This is a genomic window from Lactobacillus sp. ESL0225, from assembly GCF_003692905.1.
GTDB classification, from domain to species: Bacteria; Bacillota; Bacilli; order Lactobacillales; family Lactobacillaceae; genus Lactobacillus; species Lactobacillus bombicola.
Map to the genome: position 1 here is coordinate 64,288 of NZ_REHK01000006.1, position 18,663 is coordinate 82,950.

Genomic DNA, 18,663 nt, shown 5'->3' on the forward strand with positions numbered 1-18,663 from the left:
GATGAATTTTAAATCAACAATTGGGTTCGAAGTACACTTCGAATTAAAAACTAATAGTAAGATTTTCTCACCTTCACCGGTTAGTTATGGTGCTAAGCCTAATACTGAAACAAATGTAATTGATTGGGCAATGCCTGGAGTTTTACCCTACGTAAATAAGGATGTTTATCGCTTAGGGATTATGGTTGCTTTAGCAACGCACTCACATATTTTGCCAAATACTCATTTTGATCGAAAGAATTATTATTACCCTGACAGTCCCAAAGCTTACCAGATTACTCAATTTTACCAACCTTTAGCTCGTGACGGCTATGTTGAAATTGAGGTACACGGTAAAAAGAAACGGATTGGGATTCATGAAATGCATATTGAAGAAGATGCTGGTAAAAATACGCATGGGACTAATGGCTTTTCTTATGTTGATTTAAATCGGCAAGGTGTTCCGCTACTGGAAGTTGTTTCTGAACCAGAAATTGCAGATCCTGATGAAGGCTATGCTTACCTTGAAAAATTACGTAAGATTGTCCAGTTTACAGGTGCTTCTGATGTTAAGATGGAAGAAGGTTCAATGCGAGTTGATACCAATATTTCTATTCGTCCCGCTGGACAAAAAGAACTTGGAACCAAGGTTGAAATGAAGAACCTGAACTCTTTTGAACATGTACGTAAATCTTTGGCATATGAAGAAAAACGGCAAGCACAGGTCTTATTGGCAGGAGGTCGAGTACAATTATCGACACGCCGGTTTGATGAAGCAACAGGTAAGACTGTTCTGGAACGGGTTAAAGAAGGCGATGCCGATTATCGCTATTTCCCAGAACCAGATTTAGCCCCTGATCATATTAGTCAAGAGTGGATTGATGAAATTGCAGCGACATTACCACGCTCGGCCGAAGAACGTTACAGCCAATATGTCAATGAATTTGGCTTAAAGGATTACGACGCCCAAGTTCTTTTGCAAACTAAAGAAAGCTCTGATTTTTATGATAAGACAGTTGCAGCTGGGGCAGATCCACAATTAGCTGCTAACTGGATGAATACCCAAGTAAATGGTTATTTAAATGATAATCGTGTATCTTTAGCTGATATTAAGTTAACACCTGAGAACTTAGCAGCAATGATTGAACTAATTAAGAACGGTACAATCTCTTCGAAAATTGCTAAAAAAGTTTTTGCCGAGACAATTGCTAATGGAACTGATCCTAAGAAGTACGTTGAAGACCAGGGCATGGTTCAATTATCTGATACTAGTGTGCTTGAACCAATGGTTAAAGCAGTAGTGGACAGTAATCCGCAATCAGTTGAAGACTTTAAAAATGGTAAAGATCGGGCAATTGGATACTTGGTTGGTCAAATCATGAAAAAGACACGTGGTAAGGCTAATCCTAAGGTTATCAACCAGCTTTTGAATCAAGAATTACAAAGGCGTTAAAGAGAATTTTAAAGTAATTTGAGTAATAAGGTAGTAATTTATGACTAAAAAAGCAAGATTGATTTATAATCCTGTATCAGGTCACGAGCAGATGCCTAAAAATGTGGCTGACATTTTAAATGTGTTGGAACAAGCAGGTTATGAAGCAAGCGCATTTCGAACTACGCCGCAAAAACAAAGTGCCCAAAAAGAAGCTACTCGAGCTGCAAATGCAGGCTTTGACTTAATTGTAGCAGCTGGTGGGGATGGAACAATCAATGAAGTTGTTAATGGGATTGCTTTTCTGGAAAAAAGACCACAAATGGCCATTATCCCTGCTGGCACGACTAATGACTATGCTAGAGCCTTACATATTCCACGTGAAAGTATTAAAGATGCAGTTAAAGTAATCCTTAAACAAAAAACACGTAAAATGGATATTGGGCAGGCAACATTTGCAAATCATACTCAATATTTTGTTAATATTGCAGCCTGTGGATCATTAACTGAGTTAACCTATGGTGTCCCGTCAGAAGTTAAGTCGGCATTAGGTTATACAGCATATTTGATAAAAGGAGCCGAGATGTTACCTCATTTGACTACAAATGAATTGCGCTTAACATATGACGATGGCGTATATGAAGGTAAACTTTCGATGCTGTTATTAGGGATGACTAATACAATCGGCGGTTTTGAGCAAATAATGCCAGATGCAGAATTAGGTGATGGATTTTTCCAATTAATTGTGGTAAAACCATCTGATCCAGTTAAATTATTAAGACTAATGGCCCTTGCCTTAAACGGTAAGCACGTAGATGATCCTGATATCATTTATACAAAAACACGAAGTTTAAAAATTGAGTTGTTTGGTCAAAGTATAGGTAAAGAACTTCCTGTTAATTTGGATGGAGAAATTGGTGCCTATTGTCCAGTTACTTTTAAAAATTTACAGAGGCGAATTGAATTTTTCGTTGGTGAATAATAGTTTAGTTGTTAATTATACTGATAGTTGAAAATTAAAGTACACATAACAAATTAGATATCTTAGTCTAATTGTTATGTGTATTTTTATTTTAATCATAAAAGTAAAAGTTAAATTTAGAAATTCAGTAGTTTACTAATATGTGGCGAAGAAAAAATTATTTTTATCTAATAGAATACAGAGCAAAAAACCTGAAATTAAAAGGTTTTAGTTGATGCAATTCCTAAATTAACTATGATATATTATTTTTATTCGTATAATCAGCAGCTATTGTTTTAGAAGATGCCGCAAATGAAGCTAGGATTAAAGAGCTAGTCTAAAGTGAATAGTCGCTTGTTACACAAGTTATTAAAAAAGTAGTCATTGTCATTGCATAACAGTTAAAGCAAGCTGCCACTACTGATAGAGATGATGAAATCAAGCAAATGCAGGAGCAATACAAAAAAGAACTTAAAAATATTGTAGGTAAATAAAATTATATTTTTGTTGATAATTATCAGTAAGTTTTATATTTAAGTAATTAAGAATATAATTTTTGTAATTAAAAAACTATCGCTTCTTATAATTGAAACGATAGTTTTTTTGTCAATTTTTAATTTGCATAATCAATATCTTCTATTGGATTAACTTTGAATTCATGGTATTCAGTTTCTTTTTCCAGCTCTGGTGTCAATTTGACACATCTAATACGTTGGTTGCCGTAAGTTGAGTAATAGTAACTTTTAGATTCAGCACACATGTAAGCTGAATAACAAGTATAGTCAAAAGTATTCTCAGGGGTAACAACGATTCCGCGTGGAATACTGACAGCTTCTAATATATGGTGAGCTAAACTTACAGCAGTTAATTCATCCTTGGGTTGTTCAACATTATTTTTCATAAAGGCTGTTCTAATAAAACGTGATGGTGGTGTATAGTCACCAGGTAAGCCAAAGGTACCTGAGCCTTGACTAAACGGCTTTAATGTTTTACCCAAAAATTCAATATCTTTATGTTGTTTTGGTCTAACAGAAAGGTAATTACGTAAATTAGTTTCGTGCCAGTGATAATCGGGACTATTGGTCATCACGCCAACTGAATCTCGGATAATATGTGTATCATCTTCTTGTGTTTCAACGATAACACTTTCCCCCGTAGTATCAGAAAAGATATAGTGTAAAGGTGGTATAACCTTTAAAGCGGGGCTAGCTTCATTAACAATTGAAATTTTATTGGTAAATAATTCGGCCACGTCAGCTAATGAACTAGCTTGAGATAAAATTACAGAAATCACTTTATCGGGTGATACACCCCAAGTATTAGGTTCAGCCTGTTGTTTGTAGCTAGCATATCCTGGGAAATATAAAACAGCTCCTGTTAATCCAGCATCATTAATACCATCACAAGTAACTGGAGAATTATCAATATCATATTGAATACTACCCATGCCAATAAATGAATGCTTACTAGTAACTTGATCTGTCGTATTATATGAAACGGCGAAAGTTTTGTCTTTAGGAACAAAAATAACTTGTTCAGCCATTTCCATCATAAAGTCCATTGTTCTAGATAAAAAATGTTTTTTATCCTTAGTTTCTAATGTAAAACTGCTACAACCTATCATGCTGTAACCTCCATTTGATTTTAAAAATATTATAAATTAACTATAATGAAAAGTATAAGAGGATGGATGACTATATTCAAGTGTTTTAAATTTAAATCGTAATGATGTAAGCTATTACTTACTATAATCTAATTATAAAAAAAGGTGCCGATCATTGCGACCAGCACCTTTTTTATTAATTGCGCCTATTACCATTACCACCAAAGATTTCTAATAAAAACATAAAAATATTAATAAAGTCAAGGTAAAGTTGCAAAGCTCCTAATATTGCTAGACCATTACTTGATAATTGGTCGCCATAATTATTGTAAATAGCTTTCATTTTATTGGCATCACTAGCAACTAAACCAGTAAAAATTATTACACCGATAAAGGAAAATAGGTAAGTGACAGCTGGATTACGTAAGAAAAGATTGACTAGCCAAGCTACCATAAAACCAAATAAAGCAGCGCTTAAATAGGAATTCCAATTAGATAAATCACGCTTAGTAAAAGTTCCAAATATAGCCATGGCAATAAAAACTGCTGCGGCAGAGATAAAGGCTGAAGTGATTTGGGTGCCGGTATAAAAGCCAGCAATTAAGGCAAATTCAAAGCCATAAATTGCAGCTAAAAAGATAAGCATAACTAAAGCTGCTGCTGGATTGCGATTAGCTTTAAAACTAATTCCTAGAGATAGACCTAAGGGAACTAATAAAATTAACCAGATGATAGTAGCAGGCAGATTCATTAGTGCAGTACTAAAAACATTCATAGTCAAATAGGCTACTAAGGCGGAAATCATAACTGCGCCGCCCATCAGGGCATACATTTTAGTCAAAAAACGATTAGTCTCTGCGATAGTATGAATTTGTCGGCGATCTGAATTAGTATCAAAAATATTCATAAAAACGTCCTTTCTGTGGCTCAAATTAGTACTAAAACTAACACATTTTAAATTTGGTGTGAAGATAATTAAGCGAAGTTAAAGCAAAGTTAAAGAATAAGTTAGCATGTTACTTTTATTCAAATTTTTAGTAAAATAGAATAGTTAATCAATTGTTTGTAAAAAAGGACAAGAACATGGAAAAAAATCAAATTATTGACTTAGAAATCACTGACTTATCGTATGAAGCGATGGGGGTAGCGCATTATGAAGGAATGACGGTCTTTGTGACCAGTGCAATTCCTGGTGAAATAGTCAGGGCTAAAATATTAAAAGTTAAGAAGACCTTTGCTTTTGCCAAAATTGAAGAGCTTATTAAAGAGAGCCCTGATCGAGTAAAGATTGAACTTAATCAATGGGTGCAAACTGGGCTTGCCTCACTGGCACATATTAAATATGACAAGCAGCTCGAATTCAAGCGTAACCAAGTGGTCAATTTATTGAAAAAAGCCCATCTTGATGATGTGGAAGTTGGTTCTACTTTACCTAGTCCGGAGGAGACGGGTTACCGCAACAAAGCTCAGGTACCTGTCCGAGAAGTTGCTGGTCAACTCGAAATCGGTTTCTTTAGACGGCACTCACATGATTTGGTGCCGTTAACCAATTTTTTGACAACTGATCCTGAAATTGACCGTGTCTTAGTGGCAGTGCGTGATATTCTTCGCCAATATCGCGTTCCGGCTTATGATGAAATTCATAATCAAGGTGAAGTTAGATATCTAGATGTCCGTCGTAGTAAGGCAACAGGTGAAATGATGGTAATTCTAGTATGTTTGCATAAAGATTTTGCTCAATTACCCAAAGTTGCGACTGATATCAAAAAAATTCCGGGTGTGACTAGTTTAGTTTTAAACTATAACCCAAAGAAAACTAATGTTATTTTAGGTAAGGTGGACTACCTGATTTTTGGTAAACCACAACTTACTGATCAAATTGGTGACGTCAAGTTTAGAATTTCACCGGAAAGTTTCTTCCAAATCAATTCATTGCAAACACCGCGGCTTTATGATTTAGCAATTAAAAAGGCTAACTTACAACCAGAAGATGCGGTTGTTGATGCTTATTCTGGAATTGGCACTATTGGCTTGACCGTAGCGAAACATGTGCGTTCGGTGCGTGGTATTGAGAGCGTCAGAGATGCAGTCAAGGATGCCAATAATAATGCAAAACTAAATGATATCCGAAATGCCAAGTATGTTACTGGTAAGGCTGAAGAAATTATGCCTAAATGGGCAGAAAAAGGGATGCAAGTTGACATTATTTTCGTTGATCCGCCAAGAAAAGGCTTAACCCCAGAGTTTATTGAGGCTGCCGCTAAGACTAACCCTAAAACAATTGTTTATATTTCGTGCAATCCAGCAACGCTAGTACGTGATCTGCAAGAATTTCAGCAGTTAGGCTATACTTTTGACCAGATTGATCCGGTGGATATGTTCCCACAAACGCCCCATGTCGAAGCAGTAACGGTGCTAGAACGAAATAAGTAAGCCCCTATAAACTGCGTAATTGAGGCGTTATTGAATTTGCAAAGTGTTGTCTTTCTTTTTGATCGGTATCCACAGGGGGACACACTTTTTGTGTCTGGAGCTAGAAATGTTGATTTAATGGGCTTTTATCTAATGGGATGATTGGTTTTTACAGACGTATCCTAAAATATCCTTAATTTAGTATGATTAGTTTCCACAGATAAGAGACGACTTTTTCACAAAAAGACACCCAGTTAGATTAGCTGAATGCCATAATGGTTTATCTACATCTTATATTGTGATCTTAATAACTTCACCATCCTTGAGTGTGAATTCTAGAAAGGATATAGTACTGGATAATGTATTCTTTGGTGAGGATTAGTTAGTGTGAAAGAGACGATTAAGTAAATTCATGGATTCATCTCCTTGGTATTAACAGGTGATTTTGACGAAACACAAGCAAGAAGTAAGACGTACAACGTAAAATACAGGAGGAATCATAATGGCCAATGCAATCACTGGCAAAATGTCACAGAAGGGACAAGTAGTTATCCCGACCTCAATCAGAAAAATTTTAGGATTAAAAAAGGAAAATGGAGTATCATTTGAACTAAGAAATGACGAAATTATTATTAAGAAATTACCGACAGCATTAAATTGGGCCAACTTAGTTAAACAGCTTCCGGTTGAAGACATTGATATCGATGAGAATGGTCACTATGATTCTAAAAAGTCTCCTGACTTTCACGACTGGATGGTTAATGGCTAATGGAACCAATGGATATATATTGATAATGTGCCTTTTGATGCGGGACATGGTAGTAAAATTCAATTCGTCTAGCATTAATGAGTGAGGTTTGTCAAGAACGTGTTGTGGTTTTGAAGGGTCATAGCCAGAGCCAATATCAGCAAAAATCAGCGAAGATTAAATGGCTATATTATTCAATCCGGGAGTGGCGAGAAGCGGGACTTAAAAAAACAGTCTTACGTTGATACTCATAAATCTTATCGTTTAAATAAGCAATGGGTTTTCAGCCATCGACCGATCGATAAATTGACTGCTATAGATCAACTAGAGCTTTTCAGCTTTATGAATTTGCAAAATTAACATGTTATATGTCATCCATAACCGGATGGCTTTTTTCTATAGCAGCAATACTCCACGACTGTCATTAGTGTTGAAGGCATAAAACTAATTGGGACGCGCATGTAGCAACCACTGTAGATCTTAGTTTGATCCAGGATGGGTTGAACTTGTTTATCGACAATTTGGGCTGCAGTGATGGAGTTAGTGATAATCAAGTTAACCGAGTACTTTTTCTTACCATCATTAATGAAAATGAATTTGGGTTTCCAGATGTTAGTATAGGAGAGCCGAATGTATTAATTTCCGTAACAACTTTAGTATTTTGTGAAATATCAATTTTCCTCTTTAAATTAATCAGTTGGGTTTGATTTAGCAAAGTTAGGTCGTGGATCATCGATAGCCACAAGGGTTACTTTTCTAACTTAAGTAACCGATAGTAGTTTCTTTTGATAGGTGACGGTATAGCCAGCGGCTTATAATTTTTTGTTGCCTGCTCTTCATTACGATAATGGCTAATTTTGATCGTCCTTCGACTAACTAAATTAAAGCCTGGTCAAGTTTTATCGAGGTTGATAGCAAGATCAGCAGCGTAGGCCTTGATTTAGTGTGCTTAGCGTTGATGAGATCATGCTAGAACTTTTGCCATTTCTGAATCGGTTAGAAGGTGCAGGGAAGTCAATTGAAAAAGCTTGAGGTGATGATGGTAGTTATAGCGTGCTTGAAGGACTATATTGCCTGCTGATAGCTGATACCGTGCGCCATAGCACACGGTTTCTTGACCGATAAAATCAAGTCCGACTTTTTCTCTCAACTTGGTGTGAGATCAGTGCGTTAATTCATCTTTGCCGCTGGTTTTGACTTCTTCTTCACGATTTTTGAATATATGGCTAAAGACTATAACAAGGATGGTGGAGGTAAGTATGCCAAATATTACACTTCCCACGCAGTAGCTAAAATCATTGCTCAAATCTTAGTTGGAAAAGATTCACCTGAAAATATTCGGATCTATGATACAGCATCGGGGGCTGGAAATTTGGTGATGAGCTCGTCCAGCCAGATTGGAATGGATCGGACGACTGCTTATAGTTAGGAAATTTTGCAAAAATTATCAAATCTCTTGCGATTTAACTTAATCTTAAACGGGTTAAAACCACTCTATTTGCAATATTATCCAGGGAAATATGATTCTCAACAATAAATACCTAAAAAGGATGGACTTTATCGTGTCTAACCCCCGTTTAAGTTGGATTTTTCGGAGTCGCTTGATGATGTTGAATCTCTACCAGAATATAATAACCGGTTCTTTGCAGGAGTCCAAAGACGTCAAAAAAGAAGTCATCTATGGAAATCTATCAACTATTTATCCAGCACATTGTTTACTCATTGAAGAAGAATGGAAATGCAGCCGTAGTGGTTTCCATCCATCAAATATCTTTACGACAACGGGGATAAACGTTAGCTTGATATTTATTGATAAGGGGCGGAAAGTAGAACAAGCTGAAGTTTAAATAAAATTATTGAAATGTATGGGAAAGAAACGAAACAAGTTTTCATTTCTATTGATACCATCAATCTTCTTTCAGAAGAAGCAAAACAAGTAATTACAGATAATATTGTTCTAAAACTAGAACGTGGTAGCAAAGAATTATTTGGGAGATCATGGAATGAACAACAAAAATCAAACTAAATTAAAAATTGCCTATAAGATGAGCTACAAGAAATTATGGAAAGTACTAATCGACAAAGGTATGCAAAAAAATTTGCAAAAGCAATGTGATATTAATGCTGCATCTATTGCCGAGCTTGGAAAAGATGCTAATGTTACTACGTATCTTTTAATTAAGATATGCTTGGGATTAAATTGCAGCCTTGCCGATATTTGTGAGACGGTACGCATTAATATAATAGAATAATTAGTGCAAACATATGATGAAAAATACACTGGAATGGTACAATATAATACGGCTTTCTTAAATGAACTGAAAGAAAAATTACCTGAATTTTTTTACAAAAAATTGTTCTTAGGATGTGGATAAGTTTAAAATCCAATTGAAATACAAAAATGTCAATGAGCTGAGTGAAGGATATCAGTTGGATTTCATTGGCAAGGACTATGCGCATCGGTAGGTTGGTAGAATGCCAACAACAGCAATTGTTCTAGAATAAAAAGCAAAATAAGGTTGAAGTTAATAACAGTAGGGATGTATTCTTTACTGGTGATAACTTAGAAGTTTTGCACCATTTACAAAATAAAATTTATGTAATTTAAATTAATATTTATATAATTACAAATTGTTGTAAGAGATGATAATACGAAGGTTCTTGAGCTTGTGGTTTGAGAAGCTTTTTATTTTATGCAAAATTTAATCACAAAGATACTGGTAGAATTTCTTGAAAGGTAAAAATATATAGATAAAATAAAAACCGTATCTGATTTTTTGAACAAAACTGACGATTTACCTAAGAGGTATGTTTTAAGAATGAAGCGGAAGATTATGGAAAAATAGCTTTTATTGCTAAAGCAATTTGTACACTAAAGCACTATTATAATTATGAATCTAGATTGGATGTTTTCGATCAAAAAATTCGTGGAGAGGCTTTATTTGAAGATGATAAGTACTTGTTTCCATTTGTACAGCATAGTAGTCTTGAGGACAATCATTTGTATATAACATTTGCTTCAGTAGTTTCAATGTATTTTGTTTGCCAATCGACCAAAGGGTTATCAGATGGATATGTACATATTTTGATGATTATAATGTTACAAGACTTCTTGATAGTTTCTAAAGTTTGATTTATGAGATGAATTAATTAAGCATTTGAAACTTTTGAATGAGTAAAAATTACAATTAGGAATCGAAGGAGGCTAAGACTGGTGAAAAATAACTTGGTGGTGATAAACTATTTAAAATAAAATTCTGGATATTAAATTTCACTTTACAAGCATCAGATGGCGGAGTTTTTTTCATAGAAGATGCGGATACTACAATGCTCAATATAGTAAGCTAAACATTGGTGTTAAGGAGTATTTGATAGCATTGAAGAAACTAGTTACTTTTATTTTTGATAGTAGTTAATTTGTGAATTCGATAGGTACATTTTCATTTAAAAATGTGACAATGGATTTTTTCCTAACATGCTTTATAGCCTAGTATTAACATTTAAATGAGGATTAAGCTAGCAAAGTTCCTTCTTTGTATAAACGCTTTTTAATAATCATGGATTTAATTTTATAAATGAAACGACGGGGGGATTGAGAATAAACTCGAGAGACGGTTATTGAAACGATAAGTTAATTATTTTTGATGCGAAAATAAAAAACAACATTTGCTGAATTAGACAAAATTGTAATTAACGAAATTACTATATTTATTTATGCTTATAATATTGCTTACTATATTATGAAAATGAATTAATGCAAAATAATTTATGACTACGATTACAATTATGGTCGGACTTTCTTGCATATGCACAGAATAATTATTGAACTCTGAGTTGAGGAGAATTAATCAGTGATTGTTTACTATATTAATCAAAATTAATCAAAGAAGTTGATTGCTATTTTTTGATAACTTGTTAGGAATGAAGGATAATAAAATTATTATTTTGGGGTTCTAGGCTCAATAAATTAAATATCGAACATTATGATCCTTTTTTATATGAGATCATAATATTCGTATAAAACTTTATGTGAAATCAAATGATGTAAAATGCCCAAAATGGTAATTAACATTATTTGTCGTGAAATATAATTTTTTATGATATTCTTGTTTTATAAAAAGATAGGAGGACAAAATGAGAACAATAGATATTCTTCTAGACAATTTTAGAAAATACTATGCTATAGATTCCTTTCTAAAATTAGCAAAAAAATTGGAAATTTCTGAAGAACTTCTTCTCAACTGGTCCTCGGGAAGAAGTTCTCCCAAGTTAGAATAACTTGATGCAATAGCTTATAGTTTAAATGTAGAAGTCTCAGAGCTCTTAGTTCAAGATATCGAGATAAGTATTACTTCATCAATTTTGCGGTTTAAGCGAGAAAAAGACATCTGCAAATTTTGGATTGAGAAAAACTCTTATAGTTTAAGTTACTGGTCCTTTTATATTATACAAATGGAAAAATAAAACAGTAAATTTAAAAGCTTTATAGGGGCTGACAAAAAATTTGAATTTACAAATATACCAGTTATTAGAAAGCAGGAAAAACAAATAAAAAAGAAAATTGAAACACAAAGTATTACAAGTAAAGTTAACAATGCGTTGACTGATACAAAAAACTTGGTTCCACGAATGATAAAAGAAACGTATACCTTCAAAGGTCGTAAAGCACCTGAAATTTTGACAAAAGTGATCTTAGCTTTGACTGATGAGAATTCTTATATTTTAGATCCTTTTTTGGGTAGCGGTATGAGTATACTTGCTTCTCAGAAAGCTAACCGTAAGTTTCTAGGTATTGAATTAGATAACTACACATATTCTGTTGACAAAACATTATTTGAAGAGGTTGATTCTGAGAAATTGAAGAAATATTTTCAAAAAATACAAGACGCTATCAAAGATAATGTTATGTACCTTTATGAGACAGAATGTGACGGTGAAAAAAACTATATTAAAAAGGTTTTATTTGATCGTGAAAATGGAAAGGATGGTTATTTTAATCCGAAGACTAATCGAGAAATTAAAAAAGGTCGTAATGTTATTTTGATGAAAAAATCCTCTAAAGGTAATAATTCAAAGAAATTTGATGAAATGGATTGGGACAAAATCCAAGAAGTTGATAAAATGGACGCAAGTGAATTCCCCGATGATACCTATTTTGAAAATAGTCGCATTAATATCACTAAATCAACTGGTGCCGATAAGTACGGCGAGATTTTTTCACATCGAAACAAGGTAGCATTGTTAATGATTCAGAATGAGATTTCAAAATTACCTACATCAAAAGAAAAAAAATTCTTGCAACAGGTGTTAGTAGCATCACTTAGTCTTGCGAGAATTGCGATGTATGGAAGTTCCACTGATATTTTATATCACGTTGTTCATGAGAAAGCACAAGATATGAATGTTTGGTTTTTATTCGAGTCACGTTATAACAAGTTTGTCAAGTTTCAAACGAAATACAAAAATGTTTTAACAGATAGTTTTGATGATGGGGACAAATATAAAGTTGTTAATGACGATTATTATGAGTATTTGAGGAATCATAAAAACTTGATGTTTGATGCAATTGTAACGGATTTTCCGTATACTGACCAGGTACCTTATTTGGAAAGAAACCAGATGTTTAGAATTTGGTTGAATCATTTTGATGATGATAAGGGTTATTTCAAGTTAACTGATAAAATGCTTGACAACGAAATAGTAGTAACCAATGCGGTTGAAAGAAAAGAAAAAGATTTAGACCATTATTATCATGATATTGATAAGATGTTCAAAACCTTTTCTGAACATTTAGAAGTTGGTTCTCCAGTTGTTATTTTTACAAAATTAGGCAAAATGAAATATTTTAACGTTTTTGCTCGTGTTGTTGATTACGCACGAAAGAACGGCTTTGAATATACATTTAGGGTGGGTGTGGAAAAGAGTGACCCTACATTGCGAAAACAGTCTGCATACAAAAATACCCTTATCAATGAAGTAGTTATTGGATTCGAGAAGCTGTCAGAGGATAAGCGTTATTTATATATTGGTGATGAAAACTATGAAAGCAAACTAGTTGATAGTGTATACCATGCACTGAAGAAAGTTAAGGATGCCCCGCATACCATGACTGCAGCAGTAACAAATGCAAAAAAAGAACTTGCCAAAAAAGGTGTACACTTTGATGAGAAAATTCAACAGTTAATAGTTGAAGTGATTAAAAATAATTTCTATGTGGATGGACAAGATATTCAATTAGATAAGACAAGGCTTTACTTGGATCAAGAAGATGAAGACACGCTGTTCAAAAAACTTTACGAATTAGTACCTTTTTACGTTGGTAAATTGCTGAAGCAAAAGGAAAAATTTGTTCTTGAAGATTTATATGTTGAATTAATTGACGAACTGTCTGATGGCAATAACCAAACCTTATATGATTTGTTGAATGATGATGACAATATTAGAGAAATTGATAGGCTAGTAGCTGATAAAACAGATAAGAGTCCGGATGGTAAATACTACATTAGAAAACAGTTGCCAAAAGACTTTAATGTTGATGCAGTTGATGTGGCCACTATGGATCCATACGCTTTTGAAGGCTTGTGTAAATCTTTGTTGGAACATGAAAATTACGCTGATGTTCATCGCAAGGGTGGTAGTGGCGATATGGGGGTGGATATTGTGGCCAAATGGTTTAACGGTAACACAAGTGAAACTTGGCTTATCCAATGTAAACGTTGGGTAAGCAATGTAGATGCAACACCAATTCAACGTTTAGTTTCAGAGCGTGAACGTCTTGGCGCTAACAAGATTGCTTGTTATACTACCTCCGATTATTCTAAAGATGCCAAGAAAATAGCTCAACTTCAAAATGTGGAATTAGTTGATGGCAAAGAGTTACTGCTTAAATTAAATCAATACTTCCCAGGCAAGTACTATAACTCTAATATAAAATAAAAATGGTACCTTCTAAGATTGAAGATGCCATTTTGCTGAAGCTTTTTTCCAAATGAAGTGTTCTTCAAAAAGTTCAACTAAAGATTTGTATTTTTTAGATAACTGTTCTAGCCAGCCATTTTCAATCAGCATTTCCATAATACCTAAGTCATATAGTTCAGGAGTGCTTAAATCACCATGCTTTTCAAGAAGCTTTCTAGCTTCCTTAACAACTGAATCTTTAATATCTTCTACAGTAGTAGAAGTAGTTGTCTTTGGTAACTTGTGACGAGTATTTTCGAAGAAAAGAACAGCATCACCACTTAACGATTTTTTAGGGCTAAGAATGTTCTTTACTGTTTTTGATTTTTTAATGTGTTCCTGGGAGATGAATCTAAATCCATTGCTCTCAAGAATTTGCATTAATTTTACCCACACGTCAAGATTGCTATCATGAAAGAATAAGCACATGATGTTGTTTTCTTTCAATTTTCGTTTGCACATTTCAAAGACATCATATAATAAAGTGAAGTATTCATTTTTATCTTTGTTCCTTTCAGGAGCAGAAGAGACAATAATTTCGTCTTTTAAGTTAAAACTAACACCTATAAAGGGTTTGTATAACTGCATGTACTCTGAATAAAGCACTTGATCCATATATGGTGGATCAGTGATTATCAAAGAAACTGAGTTGTCAGGAATTTCATCATTTGTAATGTATTGACTACCTTTGGTTAATACCATGGCATTGCCTGCCTTAAGTTCAGAATAATTTGAAACTAACCTACTATTTTCATAGTGTTGCCTAATATAATTTTGGGCTTTAACTAGATTTTTCATGCGGCGATGCAATAAATCTATGATGTTTTTTTCAACACAATTGATTTTTGGAATCCATAGTGGCCATTGTGAATTAGAATGAGTATCAGTTATTTTTGTAAGATGCAGTATAGACATTAGTAAATAATTTAAAACATTTCTCTCTTCAATATTATTGATATTTTGTATATATTCTACTATTTCATTTAAAATTGAGAAATTACGTGGAGTAAAAATATCACTAATTCTATCAGAAGCACCAACGGCAATTTTACTATTCTGCATAAGGTGCACGTTTTGAATAAATTTATCATTTTTAACTGTGCTGAATTTTGTGTAGTCATCTTTGCTTGGCTCTTTAACACGTTTTCCACAATTAGGACAGGTGTAAGAAATAGCCTTGATTACGAAGCTATTGACGGTTCTTTTCGGCTTGTCAAATACCACTTTTGAAATGATTCCAGCATCATTGCAATTGTCACATTCAGTTTCATAATAGTGCAACAAGTCAATTAATTTATTCTCAAAATTTGAGAATAGGCGATTTAAATTTGAATGAGGAATATCTTTTAGAATATTACTTGTAATGAATTTCGACATTCCATTTACATCACTGCCAATTCCAATTCGATTCATACTTTTTTGGACTGCTTCAAGAACTGTCACGCCAGAACCCATAAATGGATCAAAAACTATATCTTTTTCAGACGATAGATGAGTTATTAACGAGTCAATTACATTAAAAGATTTTTGAGACCAATATAAATGTGTGTTGTACACTGGATTCTTAGATGTCGGAATCAGTTCCTTAATTTCCTTCTTTAATTCAATCAAGTCATAATGTGATTTATGAACTTCTTGCCCGCAAAGTATCAAATATTCAAATACTTCTTTTGTGGAACTATTTCTGTTATTAGCATGTCTATAATCTTTATGCTCAATTTGAACCCTTTTGTTACCGAACACTCGTTTAGCTATGTTCACTAGTTCTTCGATCGAAACAGTGTATCTGTCAGTCTTTTGTCTTGCTTCATCCTTTGGATAAGCATAACTTAAAGCAAGCACTATACTATTTTGATGACAGTAGTTAAAAAGCTCTTCTAAACGTCCTTTTGCAGCGCTCTTTTTACTTAGGTCGGATTGATTCCGACCTTCAGTGTAAAGCCCCTTGGTAAAATTACCTCTTGAAATAGTTGGCTTTGGGTAATTATATTTTGCAGCAACATTTAATAAATGATAATACCTAGAATATTGCATATCAGTATATGGTGGGTCTGCATAGATTAACTTAACGTATTGTTGGTTAAATTCTTCATCTTTTAAGAGAACTGATATATCCTGATTAAATACTTTGCTTTTTTCAATGGTTTCTGTCTTAGGGCTTTTTTTAATAAACTCATTAAGTTTAGTTTCAAAGTACGTAAAAACATTTTTCTTTCGCTGCTTAAGGTGTCGAGAACTATTTTTTTCAATACTTAAAGGCTGTGCCATGTGACCGTCTTTTGAAAACACAGTTTCGTTCATGGCGTAGAATAGGCAACTGAATAAAACATTTTGTGTTTCACCGCTACCAACTTCATGAATGGTTTTTATAATAGAATCAATCTGAATTGATTGTTCAATTCCAAAATAAGTACCTGAGTAGTAATATAAAAACAAATTGTATTGATTATCATTACTGAGCTGTTTATAATTAATCAGCTTGTTTAATCCATTCCATATTGTTGGAAAAAGTTTGTATAAAGAAATTAGATCAGTTGTAGAATCGGATGCAAGAAATTCTCTTTCCTTCGCAACGGCTACTTCGACTGGTGAAAGTAACATTCGAAAGTTTACTTTATAGCCTTTGAAAAAGATTTCTTTAGCTCTAACTAGCGAACCGGTTGAAGGGGTATTTAGTAAAGAGGAAGAGATGATAGATGAATAGAGTTCAACATCATTCGCTATTATAGAATATTCATCTTTAAGATAGGCACCAACACTTCCAGAACCAGCAAATATATCACATATTTTTTCCCCAGGAGAAATGTATTTATGAATGTTATCACTGATAAAAGGCATCAGTGAAGCTTTATTTCCCTGATAATTCAGTATTTTAATTAATTCCATGACATTCCTCCTATGTATCGGATTATAGCAGTTTTGATACTTTTACTCAAGTTCAAATAGATTTTTTGTTAATATTTAATCGCATCGCTTTTTTAATAATTTAAAAAAAGACATATTGATTACTTGCGGGCATTGATTGAACGTCACTGCCTGTGTATTTTGGATTAGCCTTACACTATTTTATAGTAAAGACTTTAAGGAACCGCTGACCCTCAAATCGAGCATAGTTGAGCAAGAGCCCTTCTATGATAAGTAGTACTAGATTTCGGCTTAAAAAGTTACGGTATGTTGCACAATTAGCTACGCGAATATCGCAAAAATAGTTATAATGTCATTAATCATCGAAGAGTACGGACCGTCCCATGACCAAAAGAGAACCGCTAATCAAGCAAGCAAACGGGCGCTTATGCCAGCAGAACTTAAAGCTAAAAATCGAGAACCAATTTGTAAAAAAATTAAGTGTCTTAGTCAATCAGCGAACTAAGAACCGCAAACCACGGAAATAGCCCTGGCAAGTTACCCAACTAAGACGTGAACTTAAAGTCGACATAACTTTCATTCTTGATACTATCAATGCCAATTCGCAGAGGCCCTACCTATATTGCAGTTACTTTAAAGAAGAAGGATAAAGATTGGGACAACTAGCGGATAATGGCAAAAATTAAGGTTATTTACAAAGAACATAAGCACTGCTATGTCTATCGCCGCATTACCCGGGAATTAAGACATCGCGGTCTATTAGTCAATTACAAAAAGGTGCAGTGCTTAATGAACAAGCTGAAACTGTTTGGCATAGTCAGTAAACACTTGAGCAAATATTCTGCCTTGAATGGTATAATCTTGAACACCAATCAAGGATGGCAATACCAAAATGCTCAGTTTCGAGCATGGCTGAAAAGCCATGTCATTAATAAATCAATGTCACGCAAAGGCAATTCCCTTGATAACGGGTTAATAGAAGGTTTTTTAGCTTACTCAAGCGGGAAACGTTTTATGGGGTTGAAAAGAAATTTAAAAATCTTAATGAACTAAAAGACGTATAGCAGCTAAGTGCTATAGATTTGCTTACTGGCTATGTATGACTTTTAATGAGCTAAATGAACCGAAGATCATTTTTGGAAGATAATAGTTCAAAAGATTTAAAGACCAAAAACTTAGCTGAGATTGTGTCAACTAAGTTTTCAACTGATAGGGAGGTAGTCGAGGACCAGTGGCGGCAAGACTTGCTTTTGGCTTTGATACAAATGAATCCATCAAAATTTGAACTCTTTTGTCGAGGTCTCTTGACTAAAATGGGTATTGATGTCGATGATACAATTGGCGTTAGTTATGTTGCTGATGGCGGTTTAGATGGCTTTGGTTATGTGCGTTCAGATGATTACCGAACTACTCGAGTTGCCCTGCAAGCTAAACGCTGGCAAGGAAATGTTCCAGCACCAGAGATTGATAAATTTCGCGGAGTAATGGATAAGTATAACGCGGAATTTGGTATTTTTATTACAACAGCAGATTTTACCCGGGGTGCAGTGAAAGCCGCAAGGCAGGGTACGAGAATGATTACTTTGATTAATGGGGACGAAATTTGTAATTTGGTTGCCCAATATCATTATTATGTTGAACCAGTAACGACTTATCGTTTAAAAAGTTTTTATACTGATCAGAACTAGTACGTTTGCACGGTTAAA

General features: G+C 34.0%; 10 protein-coding genes and 4 pseudogenes. 10 read left to right on the top strand and 4 right to left on the bottom strand.

Features of this window, described 5'->3' with window-relative positions; all coding sequences use genetic code 11:
• Nucleotide 1: 1 nt before the first annotated feature.
• Both gatB and F5ESL0225_RS01990 read left to right on the top strand, forming a co-directional pair.
• Nucleotides 2-1,432 (top strand): Asp-tRNA(Asn)/Glu-tRNA(Gln) amidotransferase subunit GatB, encoded by a 1,431-nt coding sequence (gatB, locus tag F5ESL0225_RS01985; RefSeq protein WP_122047751.1) that lies wholly within the window; start codon nt 2-4, stop codon nt 1,430-1,432.
• A 40-nt stretch (nt 1,433-1,472) separates the two neighbouring features.
• On the top strand, nt 1,473-2,393 hold the full coding sequence (locus F5ESL0225_RS01990) for a diacylglycerol kinase family lipid kinase (protein WP_122047752.1): 921 nt from the start codon (nt 1,473-1,475) through the stop codon (nt 2,391-2,393).
• Nucleotides 2,394-2,985: 592 nt separating this feature from the next.
• Here the strand turns inward: F5ESL0225_RS01990 and F5ESL0225_RS01995 are convergent.
• Both F5ESL0225_RS01995 and F5ESL0225_RS02000 read right to left on the bottom strand, forming a co-directional pair.
• A complete protein-coding gene (locus F5ESL0225_RS01995; RefSeq protein WP_122047753.1) occupies nt 2,986-3,996 on the bottom strand; it encodes a choloylglycine hydrolase family protein in 1,011 nt (336 codons plus the stop codon).
• Nucleotides 3,997-4,171: 175 nt separating this feature from the next.
• The gene (locus F5ESL0225_RS02000; RefSeq protein WP_122024480.1) at nt 4,172-4,882 is read right to left on the bottom strand and encodes a Bax inhibitor-1/YccA family protein; all 711 of its coding nucleotides are present in this window, start codon (nt 4,880-4,882) and stop codon (nt 4,172-4,174) included.
• Between the two features lie 176 nt (nt 4,883-5,058).
• Here F5ESL0225_RS02000 and rlmD point away from each other — a divergent pair, with 176 nt between their 5' ends.
• Nucleotides 5,059-6,408, top strand: a complete 1,350-nt coding sequence (rlmD, locus tag F5ESL0225_RS02005) for a 23S rRNA (uracil(1939)-C(5))-methyltransferase RlmD (protein WP_122047754.1) — start codon at nt 5,059-5,061, stop codon at nt 6,406-6,408.
• A gap of 481 nt (nt 6,409-6,889) precedes the next feature.
• Nucleotides 6,890-7,156: an AbrB/MazE/SpoVT family DNA-binding domain-containing protein gene (locus tag F5ESL0225_RS02010; protein ID WP_122047755.1), complete on the top strand. Its 267-nt coding sequence runs from the start codon at nt 6,890-6,892 to the stop codon at nt 7,154-7,156.
• Nucleotides 7,157-7,543: 387 nt separating this feature from the next.
• Here the strand turns inward: F5ESL0225_RS02010 and F5ESL0225_RS02020 are convergent.
• A pseudogene (locus F5ESL0225_RS02020) lies at nt 7,544-7,829 on the bottom strand (ssDNA-binding protein); the annotation flags it as partial.
• Between the two features lie 483 nt (nt 7,830-8,312).
• On the opposite strand from F5ESL0225_RS02020, the pseudogene F5ESL0225_RS08545 reads away from it, so the two are divergent.
• The 4 genes and pseudogenes from F5ESL0225_RS08545 to F5ESL0225_RS02050 form a co-directional block, all read left to right on the top strand.
• Nucleotides 8,313-8,961: pseudogene (locus F5ESL0225_RS08545) on the top strand (class I SAM-dependent DNA methyltransferase); the annotation flags it as partial.
• Between the two features lie 177 nt (nt 8,962-9,138).
• Nucleotides 9,139-9,387, top strand: coding sequence for a helix-turn-helix transcriptional regulator (locus F5ESL0225_RS02035; RefSeq protein ID WP_122047756.1), 249 nt, complete (start codon nt 9,139-9,141; stop codon nt 9,385-9,387).
• 3 nt (nt 9,388-9,390) lie between these two features.
• Nucleotides 9,391-9,740, top strand: a pseudogene (locus F5ESL0225_RS08435) (site-specific DNA-methyltransferase); the annotation flags it as partial.
• Nucleotides 9,741-11,695: 1,955 nt separating this feature from the next.
• Entirely contained in the window at nt 11,696-14,071 is a 2,376-nt protein-coding gene (locus F5ESL0225_RS02050; RefSeq protein WP_370466390.1) for a restriction endonuclease, read from the top strand.
• A gap of 12 nt (nt 14,072-14,083) precedes the next feature.
• On the opposite strand, the gene F5ESL0225_RS02055 is transcribed toward F5ESL0225_RS02050, so the two are convergent.
• Nucleotides 14,084-16,978: a DNA methyltransferase gene (locus tag F5ESL0225_RS02055; protein ID WP_199716440.1), complete on the bottom strand. Its 2,895-nt coding sequence runs from the start codon at nt 16,976-16,978 to the stop codon at nt 14,084-14,086.
• Between the two features lie 651 nt (nt 16,979-17,629).
• Between F5ESL0225_RS02055 and F5ESL0225_RS02060 the strand changes: the two genes are divergently transcribed.
• Nucleotides 17,630-18,010 (top strand): IS3 family transposase, encoded by a 381-nt coding sequence (locus F5ESL0225_RS02060; RefSeq protein ID WP_122047759.1) that lies wholly within the window; start codon nt 17,630-17,632, stop codon nt 18,008-18,010.
• Between the two features lie 185 nt (nt 18,011-18,195).
• A pseudogene (locus F5ESL0225_RS02065) lies at nt 18,196-18,645 on the top strand (restriction endonuclease); the annotation flags it as partial.
• Nucleotides 18,646-18,663: the final 18 nt, after the last annotated feature.